Annotated in this window: 8 protein-coding genes and 2 pseudogenes; all 10 read left to right on the top strand. The window is 37.2% G+C overall.

What is annotated here, in order from left to right; all coding sequences use genetic code 11:
- Positions 1–246: 246 nt before the first annotated feature.
- The 10 genes and pseudogenes from RCG23_RS02840 to RCG23_RS02795 all read left to right on the top strand — a co-directional run bounded on the left by RCG23_RS02840 (position 247) and on the right by RCG23_RS02795 (position 12,951).
- On the top strand, positions 247–1,377 hold the full coding sequence (locus RCG23_RS02840) for an ROK family protein (protein WP_308178504.1): 1,131 nt from the start codon (positions 247–249) through the stop codon (positions 1,375–1,377).
- A gap of 14 nt (positions 1,378–1,391) precedes the next feature.
- On the top strand, positions 1,392–2,111 hold the full coding sequence (locus RCG23_RS02835) for a 6-phosphogluconolactonase (protein WP_308178503.1): 720 nt from the start codon (positions 1,392–1,394) through the stop codon (positions 2,109–2,111).
- A 16-nt stretch (positions 2,112–2,127) separates the two neighbouring features.
- Positions 2,128–3,030, top strand: a complete 903-nt coding sequence (locus RCG23_RS02830) for an ROK family protein (RefSeq protein WP_308178502.1) — start codon at positions 2,128–2,130, stop codon at positions 3,028–3,030.
- Between the two features lie 15 nt (positions 3,031–3,045).
- On the top strand, positions 3,046–4,446 hold the full coding sequence (locus RCG23_RS02825; RefSeq protein ID WP_308178501.1) for a family 4 glycosyl hydrolase: 1,401 nt from the start codon (positions 3,046–3,048) through the stop codon (positions 4,444–4,446).
- A 20-nt stretch (positions 4,447–4,466) separates the two neighbouring features.
- Positions 4,467–6,184, top strand: a pseudogene (locus tag RCG23_RS25815) (glycoside hydrolase family 3 N-terminal domain-containing protein); the annotation flags it as partial.
- A gap of 228 nt (positions 6,185–6,412) precedes the next feature.
- Positions 6,413–6,589, top strand: a complete 177-nt coding sequence (locus RCG23_RS25810; RefSeq protein WP_374049838.1) for a fibronectin type III-like domain-contianing protein — start codon at positions 6,413–6,415, stop codon at positions 6,587–6,589.
- Between the two features lie 467 nt (positions 6,590–7,056).
- Positions 7,057–8,022: an ABC transporter permease gene (locus tag RCG23_RS02810; protein WP_308178498.1), complete on the top strand. Its 966-nt coding sequence runs from the start codon at positions 7,057–7,059 to the stop codon at positions 8,020–8,022.
- 10 nt (positions 8,023–8,032) lie between these two features.
- A pseudogene (locus tag RCG23_RS02805) lies at positions 8,033–8,892 on the top strand (carbohydrate ABC transporter permease).
- 22 nt (positions 8,893–8,914) lie between these two features.
- The gene (locus RCG23_RS02800; RefSeq protein WP_308178496.1) at positions 8,915–10,561 is read left to right on the top strand and encodes a type 2 periplasmic-binding domain-containing protein; all 1,647 of its coding nucleotides are present in this window, start codon (positions 8,915–8,917) and stop codon (positions 10,559–10,561) included.
- Between the two features lie 812 nt (positions 10,562–11,373).
- Complete coding sequence (locus RCG23_RS02795; protein WP_308178495.1) at positions 11,374–12,951, top strand: DUF4091 domain-containing protein; 1,578 nt, start codon at positions 11,374–11,376, stop codon at positions 12,949–12,951.
- Positions 12,952–13,051 lie beyond the last annotated feature (100 nt).

Below are 13,051 nucleotides of genomic sequence, written 5' to 3'. Positions count from 1 at the left end.
TCCTAGTGACTTAAGTCTTTTTATTATAAAATAAAGAGGGTAATCTAGTCGAGAAGATTAATTAATTTTATAAATTAATCTTATAAAATAACGTTAAAAGTCTACTGTGGAAATGATTAGATTTTTTCTAAATAAAATTAATGCAGTCTGAGCAAAACATGGGGTTCAGACTGCATTGTATTGGTTATTAAACTATTATTTAACTTTGTAAATTAATTGTGTTATAATTCTTTTGGAGGGATTTAAATGAGATCGTATTTGCCCAATGATATCAAAGATGAAAACAGAAAAATCATTTATGAAATCCTTTTACAAAACCCTGAAATAGCAAAAGTTGAGATTACAGAAAAAACCACAATGAGTTTTGTAACAGTGAGTAAGATTGTCGATTTTTTTTATGAAATTGGTCTTGTTGCCTTATCCGGAGAGAGTCGTGATGGCTCAGGCGGGTTGGGAAGGAAGAGAACTGTCTATCGTTTAAATGAAAACAGTTTTGTTACGGTAGGAATTCAATTAATTGAAAGAAAAGTTGCGGTCGTTCTAGTGAATCTCATCGGAGAAATTGTCGATAGTTTTTCTGTGGAGGCGAAATTGCCGTTTCACAGTGAAGATTTTGTTAAATACTTCGAAGATATTATCAATGAGATGAAGAAAAAAGCTGATGAACGGGGTGGAACTATCATAGGTGTAGGTTTAGCCATTGATGGAGCTATAAACATTCGAAAAAGAACAGTTCGTATGCGTGTTGATGATGGTGTGGAGAAGGACTTCAATTATGAAGAGGTTATCGATAAGCTAGAGAGTCGAGTTGGATTGCCAGTTAGTCTTGAGAATGATGTAAACGCAGCAACGGTTGCTGAGTTAAAAACATTAAATTCAGGAGATGCTGGTGTTAAAAATTTAGTAAATATTTCAGTAGGCGAAGGTATTGGTGCCGGGATTATCATCAATAACGAACTATACCGTGGTATGAATGCAAGTGCGGGAGAACTAGAATATATGTGCTTTGATGAAAACTATCAAAAAACACCGTCATCAATAGGATGGTTAGAAGGGAAAGTTAAATACTCTCGCTTGAAAAACACATACAATTTGAGCACGGACCAGGGAATTGAAGTGTGTATTGACTATTTGTCAAAAAAAATAGCACTTTCAATCATTAACATCATTAGTATTTTAGATATAGACCATTTCATTTTAAGTGGAAAGTCAGTTTCTCTTTTTTCAGATCGACTACTTGAGAGCGTGAAAAACTGTATTGAACAATATGTTGATTGGGCCCCAACGATTTCAATTAACCTTGTTCAAAATTCAAGTGCAATTGGAGCTGCAATTTTGTCGTTACAACACGAAATGAATGAAGTACTTTCGAGATAAAAAGGAGCAATAACATGATAAGGGTTTTTGAAGCTGAAGAAGATGTAGCGAAAGTGATTGCTGCTGAAATGAAAGAATATCTAGGTGATGAAAATCCAGTATTCTGCTTGGCTTCTGGGAGTACACCAGAAAAGAGCTATAAGCAATTTTCTGAAATGATCAAAGGTCATTCTGATATTCAGAAGTTAAAGATTGTTAGCCTAGATGAATGGGTGGGAATTGAAAAAACATCCGAGGGAAGTTGCTACCAAATGCTAAATAAGGATCTGTTTAGCCTAATTGGTCTTCAAGAACAACAAGTTTGTTTCTTTGATGGAACAGCAGAGGATTTAGATGAGGAATGCTCTCGTATTGATGAAGCAATCAAACAAAATCCGATTACTTTTAGCTTGATGGGCGTTGGAATGAATGGACATATCGGACTCAACGAACCGGGTTCTAAAGTAATCGATTATAGTACAGTGGTTGATCTTTCTGAGAAGACGAAGGAAGTCGCTCAAAAATATTTTAATCAACCAACTAATTTGGAAAAAGGGATCACGATTGGGTTAAAGCAAGTAATCGATAGTAAGCGAGTTGTAGTGGCTATTACTGGTGCTCATAAAGCTGAAATTGTGAAGGAAATTTTTGCGAGTGGTGAAAAGAAGTTACCTGCTCAGGAAATGTTAGGTTTCGATCATATCGATTTCTATTTAGATGCAGCTGCAGCTAAACACCTCAATCTGAATCAATAATTTAGAGGTGAAAAGTATGACAGAGAAAGTAATTGGTTTTGATATCGGAGGAACAAATGTCCGGGTTGGTCTGATAGATGAAAATCTGCAACTTCTTTCCAAAAAAGTTACTGACACATCTAGTTTTCAGACGAAGGAAGAGTTGTTCACATCTATTAAAGAGACCATTCGAGAACTTGATCCATCTGAAGAAGTGAAAAAGATGGGGGTTGTGCTACCGGTTCCATTAACACTAGGGATAGAAATGCTTTCCGATGCAACCAATGTTCCGTATTTAGAGTCAGTGCATATCTCTGAAATCCACGAGTTTTTTAAAGAGTATGAAGTTTTCATTGAAAACGATGTAAACGCCGTTGCCGTATTAGAAGCAAACATTGGTAGTGCAAAAGAACATCCGTATTCGCTATACATTACTGTAAGTACAGGTATTGGTAGTGGAATCATCATTAACCGTGAAGTATTCCATGGAACTCATGGATACGGAGGAGAAGTAGGAAGCATCCAACTTTCTGATTCCAAAGGAGGGTTCTCTAATGGTACATTAGAAAATCTTTGTAGTGGAATGGCGCTAGAACAAAAGAGTAAATCTCTTTTTGGAGATGACGGAACTTCACGACTACTTTTTGAGAAGTATCAAGAAGGAGATGCGGGTGCAATTCAGGCGATTGGGGAATGGATAGAATATTTTTCTAGTGGAATGGCATCCTTGATTCACTGCTTTGATCCTGGAATTATCGTTTTAGGCGGAGCTGTAATACAACATAACCAATGGCTTGTTGAAAAAATTTCAGAAAAAACAAAGGAGAAAGTGTTCTCTAATCTAGTAAACAAAGTGAAAATGATAGTTTCAGAATTTGGTAATGATGCTGGCTTAATTGGCGCCGGATATATGGCTTTGAAAAATAATAAAAAACAATAAAAGGGGGATATAAAAATGAGAAAGCTAAAAGTCACTCTAGTGGGTGCTGGAAGCGTTTCCTTTGCATTAGGCACACTGCAAGATTTAGTTTTATCAAAAAGATTAAGAGAAGAAACAGATTTAGAAATTGCACTGATGGACATTAGTGATAAAAACTTAAAAATGACACATGATTATGCAACTCAAATGTTTGCAGATTTCGAAAGTCCTGCAAAGATTTGGATGACAACCGATTTAGAGTCGTCACTAATAGATGCGGACTTTGTAATCGTTGCAATAGAAGTAAATCGTTATTTCTATTGGGCACAAGATTTCCATATCCCACGCCGTTACGGTAGTAAGCAAATCTATGGAGAAAATGGTGGACCAGGGTCAATGTTCCATACTTTGCGTAACCTGGGACCAATGTTGCATATTGCTAGAACAATGGAGAAAGTTTGTCCAAACGCTTTGTTTATAAACTACACAAATCCTGAAGCAAAATTAGTTGAAGCTGTTTCTAACCTAACTTCAATTAAGATTGTTGGTCTTTGCCACGGTCTAGATATGGGTATCGAGCAATTAGCTGAAATGCTTGAAATGAAAAAAGAGGATATTGCTGTAGAAGGTGGCGGTTTAAACCATTTCGGTTTCTTCACAAAGATTTGGGATAAGAACACAGGAAAAGACTTGTATCCACTTTTCCGTGAGAAAGAAGCTAAGGCAAATCGCCTGGCTAAGTTCGATCACTTAGCACTTTCAAGAACACTCTACCATACATATGGTTACTACCCATATCCTGGAGCGAACCACTGTGGTGAATACATTTCTTGGGCGGAGGATTTTTATGCGGGTCTTTCATTGCAGTTCCGCTATAACCCAATGAATCCGAATGAAAAGATTGGCGACAAGAATTCCAGAATCCCTGAATTCGTTTACTGCGCACACGCTGGTAGTGTAGACCGTGAACTGCACGAAGGGGATAGTGAATTAGAGACTTGGATTGCAGAACAATTTGAGTATAAAAAGGAAAATGTAAATGGAACATGTGAGTATGGGGTTCCTATCATTGAGGCTATTTTCTTTGATGACGAAATCGTCATCAATGCGGCGAACTTACCGAACAAAGGTGCTATTAAGGGTCTTCCAGATGATATGGTAGTTGAGACACAAGCTATTGTTAATGGTAAGGGAATTGAATTAGTGCCGATGACAGTTGAATTACCAACTGCACTCATTGGAACAATCCATATTCAGGGTACAATTCATAAGTTGTTATTTGAAGCATATCATGAGGGATCTAAGACGAAGTTGCTTCAAGCAATTCTTCTTGATCCACAAGCGCCAACTTACTACCAAGCTTGTGCTATGATTGACGAATTGTGTGAGTTACAAAAAGATATCCTCCCAGATTTAGAATGGAAACAACCAATGTAAGTGAATAGGGGGAAATAAATATGGAAAAGCAAAAACTTATTGAGTTATTAAAGGAAATGACCTTAGAAGAAAAACTAGGACAAATTAGTCAGATTACTGGCGAGCACTACATTGGTAGAGTTGACGATGAAATGATTGAAACTGGACCAGGATTTTCGAATGCCATCTTAGAAAACAACAACTTATACACAATCGGAAGCATCATCGGTGTTTCTAGTGCGAAAATTACAAATGCCATTCAAAAAGCATATTTAGAGAATTCCCGTTTGAAAGTGCCTCTAGTATTCATGCATGATGCCATTCATGGATATAGAACAATTTTCCCAATCCCGTTAGCAATGTCTTGTTCTTGGGATAGTAAGCTGATCAAAGAAGCTGCTGCACACACGGCATCAGAGCTGCGTGCAACGGGTATTCACGTAAACTTCTCGCCAATGGTTGACCTGGTTCGCGACCCAAGATGGGCCGTGTAATGGAAGCGTTTGGTGAAGACCACATTCTTTCTGGAAACCTTGGCCGCGCGATGGTAGAAGGTTATCAAAAGGGAGAAAACGGCAAACTATCAAACGATGGAGTTGCTGCTTGTTTGAAGCACTTCGCTGCATACGGTGCGCCAATCGGTGGTAAGGACTATAACACTGTAGATATGTCCATGCGTGAATTCTTCGACTACTATGGAAAGCCATATGAAGAAACATTAAAAGGCAAACCAAGATTTGTAATGAGTTCATTCAATACGTTTAACGGTATTCCTGTAACAGCAAGTGAGGAAATGATGCAAGATATCTTAAGAGATAAGTACGGATTTGATGATCTTGTCATTTCTGATTGGGGTGCTGTAGCAGAGCTGCAAAACCACCGCGTTGCTGGAAATGGTAAAGAAGCAGCAGTTCTCGGATTAAAAGCTGGAATCGATATCGAAATGGTTTCAACACTTTACTTTGAGAACGGTAAAGAAATCCTTGAAGAAAATCCTGAACTTCTTAATGTGATAGATCACTCAGTATTGAAAGTTCTTGAATTGAAAAACGATTTAGGACTTTTCGAAAATCCTTATGTTAATGAGGATGCAGAAAATGATGTTCTTTTAAATCAGAAATTCATTGAATTTGCTCGCGAGTCAGCGAAGAAATCTTGCGTGCTTTTGAAGAACGAAGGCAATGCTTTACCAATTAAGCTTGAGCATAAGAAAGTTGTCGTAGTTGGGCCATTCGCTAAAACAAACGAATTGCTTGGAAACTGGATGTGTAAAGGGCGTTTCGAAGATGTTGTTTCATTAGAGAAAGGTTTGAAGAATGTTCGTCCTGATGCTGATATTGCCGCGTACGAATCGCTTTCAGATTGTCCAAAAGAGGTTTTACAAAACTGTGATTATGTACTAGTAGCAATTGGTGAGGACTGGCAGTTAAGTGGAGAGGGACACAGTAGTGTTAATCTTGAACTTGAAGATAGCCAGAAAGAATTGATTCGTGAAGTGAAGAAGCTGAACAAGCCTTATTCATGCGTTCTATTTACTGGAAGACCACTTGCTTTGGAATCAATCATCAATGATATTCCATCACTTTTACTTTGCTGGTTCCCAGGAACGCAAGCAGGTAATGCGGTGGCTGATTTAGTGTTCGGAGAAGCTTCTCCTTCGGGTAAATTGACCATGTCATTCCCACGACATTCGGCACAAGCGCCAATCTACTACAATGAGTACAATTCAGGTAGACCTGCGAACGATTCAAGTTATAGCAGTCGTTACCAAGACATCGAATCGGGAGCTTTGTTCCCGTTTGGACACGGTTTGACTTATACGAATGCTAAGTATTTAGATTTTAAGATTTCAAGCAACAAAATTACTGAAACAGAAAACATCAAGATTTCTTTCAAAGTAGAAAACCCTAGCTCATATGTTCATACAGAAATTGCCGTCCTTTACATCGAGGATCTAGTTTCTAAAGTATGTCGTCCAATTCGCGAGATGAAGAAATATTCGGTTGTTGACGTTCCTGCTGGTGATTCAAAAACAATTGAGTTTGAACTTTCTTTAGAGGATTTGAAATATCTGGATAATTCCCTGAAGCCACAAATTGAGCGTGGGGACTTCAACATTTATATCAATGATATGAAGGAAAAAGTATTTAGCTTTGTTTACTAAAAATAGTTGGAAATCCATATTAGCACTAAGCGAGTTTTGTTTAGATAAAAATCACTTAGTGCCTTTTTTTATTCAATTTGATACACATTTTCAGCAAAAAAAATGAAGAAAACCAGGGATATTAAAATATTAAACTATATTAATTAAATACTATAAATAATTACGTTGACACTGTATCCGTTTACAACTAAAATATAAATGAAGAGATAACAGAATATTTCGACGTGAATATTGATCAATAATGTAATTTATGAGCGAGACCGTTCATTCAAATGAAAACGCTTTTATTGGAATTAAAATCTTGAAAATTTGGACGTTTTAATCCGTAAAAAAATAACCAAAATGATATGGAAACAGCAATTGGACATGTATGCCTCAACTTTTGTACAAAATAGATTGGTAGAGACAGAGTGTGGTAAATGGCAGATCACTTTTTATGTAATAGGTGAAAGGAAGAGGTGCACAGTATGTTAAAGCCGGCTGAAGAAACATATAAAATCGTCATTCCGAGAAAAAGCCAGAATGGATTAAGTAAAAGAAAGAAATTTATGGGCCAATGGCAATTGCAAACAATGATATGGCCAGCAATCATTTTATTGATCATTTTCAATATTATTCCATTGTTTGGATTGATCGTTGCTTTCCAAGATTACTCGCCGATTGACGGATTTATTGATTCGCCGTTTGTAGGTCTGGATAATTTCAAAGCTTTTTTAACAGATCCGGCTTTCTTTCATTCGCTAGGTAATACGCTAGGTATTAGTATCATGAAGTTAATCATAGGATTCCCATTAGAAATTATACTGGCGATTCTTATTAACGAGTTAAGAATGGGAAGATTCAAAAAAACGACACAAACAATTTCCTATCTTCCACATTTCATGTCTTGGGTTATTCTTGGTGGAATGTTGATTACATGGCTAAGCAGTTCTGGATTTGTAAATAGCTTTTTAATGAGCCTTCATCTAATCAAGCACCCAATTCAGTTTCTTGCGATCCCTGGACTCTATTGGTGGCTTGCGGCCTTCTCTGATATTTGGAAAGAAGTAGGTTGGGGCACGATTTTATATCTTGCTGCGATGTCAGGTATTGACCCTGCATTATACGAAGCTGCTAAGGTAGATGGCGCCTCTAAGTTTAGACAAATCTGGCACATTACACTTCCAGGTATTAGAGGTATCGTTACTTTAATGTTCGTTCTTCGAATCAGTTCGCTTATTGGCTCCAATTTGGACCAAGCATTGGTTTTGCAAAATCCGTCTAACTTGACAAACAGCCAAGTAATTGATTCATTTGTGTATTTTATGGCTATGAAACAAGGAGATTTCTCATACGCGACAGCGGTAGGAATTTTGGGATCAATTGTTTCTATTATAATGTTACTTATTGCTAACTTCTTAACAAGGAAGTTTAACGACACAACCATTTTTTAAGGCAGGTGAGATAAAGTTGATAAAAGGTGAGAAAGTCTTTAATGTTTGCAACATCATTTTTATTGCTTTTTTTAGTTTATTGATTTTACTCCCAATTATGAATATAGTTTCATTGTCATTCAACGATGGTACGGACTCGCTGAAAGGAGGGATCTATTTTTGCCGAGAAAATTCTCGTTGGCTAACTATCAAGTAGTTTTAAGCAACCCGGCAATTTATAAAGCATTTGGTATTTCCGTTCTAAAAACAGTTATTGGGGTTGTATCCCATCTAATTGTTACTGGAGTTGCAGCGTATGCGATGAGCAAATCTGAACTCTTAGGCAGAAAATGGTTTATCAAACTGGGTGTTTTAACGATGTTTGTTGGCGGAGGGATGATTCCTAGCTTCCTAGTTATTAAATCGTTGGGCTTATATGATAGTTTTTGGGTTTATATAATTCCAGGACTATTCAGCTTTTATGACTTAATTATCTTCATGAATTTCTTTAGAAACTTACCAGCATCTTTAGAAGAATCAGCGAAAATGGATGGTGCAGGATATTTCAGCACTTTCTTTAGAATAGTACTACCTTTATCTTTTCCGGTTTTTGCTACTATTGCATTATTTACCGGAGTTGGACAATGGAACGACTTCTTCACTACAAAGTTGTATATTGATAATCCGAACTTATTTCCGATTCAATTCTACTTATATCAAATGTTAATGAGTGTCGGATCGCAATCAGCTATCAAAGCAGGGATCGTAATCCCGACGCAAGCTTTGCAACAAGCAACAATGGTAATAACAACACTTCCTATCGTGTTGGTATATCCGTTCTTACAGAAGTACTTTATTAGCGGTATGTTAGTAGGCGGAGTAAAAGAGTAAAAAAAGAGAGGGGATTTAATTTATGAAAAAGTCGAAAGTATGGAAAAAGACTGCACTTGCAGTAACAGGATTGGCTCTAGCAACGAGCTTGGCAGGTTGTGCAAGTGCTACTTCTGGTAAGGATGATGCTGCAAAGTACCACTTGCCAAAAGCAAAAATCACAGTGGATGCTGAGACGCCAAGTTGGAAGAAAGATAAAAATAAGGCATCACTTAACTGGTTTTTCGGATGGGATTGGTTTGGACCTGGTCACTTCGATACTCCTGTTGAAAAATACATAAGACAAGATACAGGTGTTGATATCACGTACAAAAGCGGTGGAGATGATAAGTTGAATTCTCTTATTGCTTCAGGCACGCTGCCTGATATTATCACAGTTGATGGTGGAAGCCCATTGGTCAAGGAGCTAGATAAGGTTGCTATTCCTCTAGATATATTAGCTAAGAAATATGACCCGTATTTTATGAAACATGTTGCTGATCCATCGATCGTAAAATTCTATAAATCAGCAGATGGTCACCTTTATAAATATCCTAACTTTGCGTACACAAAGGATGACTATCAAGCAAAAGATGGCCTTTATGGTAACGAAGCGTTTGTTGTTCGTAAAGACTTGTATGAACAAATCGGTTCACCTGACATGAGCACGCCCGAAGGTTTCTTAGCCGCTCTTGAAGCTGTGAAGAAATTAAATGCAAAAGGCGGCGACGGAAAAGCTGTAATTCCTTTCGGAATCAGCGCAATTGGTGCTGATTCAGTTGGAACTGACGCATGGCTGGCAGACTTCCTTGGTATTCCTACTGTAAAAGATGGTAAACTTTATGACCGTTACACTGATCCAGAGTTTGTAAAATGGATGAAAGTGTTGGCAAAAGCAAACCGTCAAGGACTTTTAGATCCAGATGTAACGACTCAAACTGATGCTACACCGAAGATATCTAACGGAACATATTTTGCGTATGCAAGTGCAAACCTAAATGGTGACGCTTACTTATTCCCAGCTTGGGCAAATTCCCATCCTTCTGCAGCTTATGAAGCTATAAATGGACCAAGTTCTAAGGAAGGATCCCAGACTGTTGCTTTAAGTGGTGGATCAATTGCAGGATGGACACGTACCTATATTTCGAAAACGTGTAAAAATCCTGAGAAAGCTATGGAACTAGTAACTTACCTTGCAAGTGAAAAAGGACAAGCTACAAACTACTTCGGTAGAGAGGGTACTGACTACACTATGGTTAGCGGTAAGGCAGTATTTAGCGATGCAGTTAAAGATATAAAAAACAATCACCCAGATCAGATGGATACTAAATACGGTTTTGGTAAAAACTTTTCTCTTGAAAACGGGTCTTACCTTTCTAAACTAGCCGGTATCGATCAGTATTCAACTGCGGACCAACAAATTTATGCTTGGACTGTACCATACTTATCAGATACGCAGAGTGCTACAGCGTTTATGGATGCCAACTTAACATCTGAAGACTCTCGTAATAAAGAAAAGATTGCAACTAATTGGGCTCAAACTTTTGTAAAAATCCTTAAAGCTAAATCTAATGCTGATGTAGATCAGGCGTTTGCTTCATTCAAACAATTCAGAGATGATAATGGCAATGCTGCCATCGAGAAGTCACGTAACGCAGTTATTGCTCAAAACGTTAAAAAACTTAAGTAATTAAAGATTACTAACGTATAAATAACTCAGAAGTCAGTCTTCCTGAGACTGGCTTCTGATTCATTTTGAGGTAATTAGAAATGATAAGCTTAGAAAGTAAACTTTACCATTATTTAACGGCGATTTCACAGTTGATAGTATTGAATATTTTGTTCTTACTTGTTTCTATTCCTCTAGTATCTTTGCCTATTTCGATTTTAGGAATGAATCGATGTGTAGTAAATATAATTGAAGATAGAAAATTATTTTCAGGATTGAAATTTAATAAAAAAATATGGATTAGACTAATAATTCTCCTTTTTATTGCCCTATTCTCGATGGCAACCATTTGGTCATTAGCTATGTCTGGTCGTGTGTTCCCGAATTATATAATCATTTCATTGATTATCTCATTTAATTTGATTTCATATGTATTGATAATTTTTTATGACGATGGGTTATACGTTCTTTTAAGAACTTCTTTCATATATTCAGTGGTTTATTTTCCGAAAACAATCTTACCGATTTTTATTATTTTATTTGCAGTGACAAAGTTCGTTCCTTATCATCAATTTGTTATTGTTACCTTGTTGCCTGCCGTTTTTTTCTATATGTTCATCAGAATTAATTACAGGACACTTGTGGAAATCAAAGGATTACACAAAATGTCCTGGTAGGTTTTTCAAAGCAAATATTTAGGATAATTGTCACTTTTTCAAGGGTGGGTCATGATGAAAATCTGACTCACCTTTTTCTAAATTAATCGATTTAAAGCTTAACTCAAATAAATAAGCTCAATTTTTTCCAAGTGAATGAATGGAAGTGACTTGTGAATGAAGTATCAGATAATTAATCAAAATGAGTGGCTGTATCCGGATAGCATTGTTACAGAGTATGGTGACAAAGAGATTAGGCTCAACACAGCAAAAGGTGCTTATATTTCAACTCAGATTTTATTAAATCACTTGGAAGTGGGTACAAAATATCAATGGGATTGCATAACTCCAAAAGGTGTTTCTGTCGAAGGTTATCAACAAGTCGACATCCTTTGTGAAAAAAATACAGGACCAATTTGTTTTTGTGTGAATGAGGAGGCAGGTGAGTCTGCAGACGGATATACAACTCGAAAGGCTCCTTTCAGAGTATATGATGCACTAAGGCCGCTTGCAAATAATGAGTTCGAGGTAACCGCTCAGACGGAAGCTTTGTATTTGGCTTTCTTTGTGGACGAAAATGCACTTACGGGAGAATTCACTTTTTCTTTTGACCTTCAAACGGGCGGATCTATGCTTTCAATTCCTGTTTCCTTAAAGATTTTCAATATAACCATTCCAAAAGAAAAGAATCTATATATTTCCAACTGGTACAGAGCAGACAATATCGCAACTCAACACAACCTGGTAATGTGGTCTGAAGAACATTGGGAAATGATTGAAAAGTATGCCGACCTAATGGCAAGGACAAGACAAACTCACTTTTGGATTCCAAATGAAATTAGGGAGATTTCTAGACGCAGAGATAGAACTTATGAATTTAGGTTTGACCGCACAAAGCGCTTAATTGAATTGTTTCTTTCAAAAGGTTTCACTCATATTGAAGGAAATCTGATTTATGCGCGGGCTGATTTCTGGGATTCTACTTTCATCGTTAATATCCTGGGGGAAACCGTTTCTGCAAAATCTCAAGAGGCATACGAATTTGTTAGTCAATACTTAAAAGCTTGGAAAGCATTTCTGGAAGAGAACAATTGGCTGCACTTGCTCCATCAACACGTTGGCGACGAGCCGATTGAAGCCTGCAAAGATGAGTACCGCATTCTTTCTGGTATTGTGCGTAAGCATTTACCTGGAGTATCTTTGATGGAAGCTGTCGAAACTTACGATTTGGACGGTGCAGTTGATATTTGGATTCCAAAGAATAACTACCTCCAAGAAAATAGAGATAAGTTTGAGAGAATCAGAAACAATGGAGAAGAGCTATGGTTCTATACTTGTTGTTACCCAGGAGGATCTTATTTAAATCGTCTTTGGGATATGCCACTTATCCGTACAAGATTATTGCACTGGGGAAATTATCGGTATGATTTGAAAGGATACTTGCACTGGGGTTTCAACTGGTGTGATGCACCAGACCCATTTAATCATAAAGATATTTTCTTCCCACCCGGAGACACGCACATTTCTTATCCCGCAGGAAAAGAAGTCTGGGGCAGCATGAGAATTGAAGCAATGCGAGCGGGAGTTCAAGACTACGAATTGTTTCACATGCTTGCTAAAAAGAATAAAGAACTTGCTGATGAGTTATGCAAAAGTTGTTTAGAATCATTTGATAAGCCAAATGAGGATATTGTTCATTTTGAAGAGGTTCGCGAGAGAATCTTATTGGCAATTGAAAAATTAAGTTTTGCATAGAAAGGTATGTACGCAAATGAAATCCAGAGAGAGTTTACCCTTACAAGAGTTTCGTGGAAACGACGGAAAGACCTGGATTCGTAAAAGTAAGAATGGGTCA

Origin of the sequence: Neobacillus sp. PS3-34, assembly GCF_030915465.1 — a bacterium.
In the GTDB taxonomy this organism is placed as follows: Bacteria; Bacillota; Bacilli; order Bacillales; family Cytobacillaceae; genus Neobacillus_A.
The sequence above is the reverse complement of the archived record's forward strand: the minus strand, read 5'-3'. Positions and strand labels throughout refer to the sequence as shown.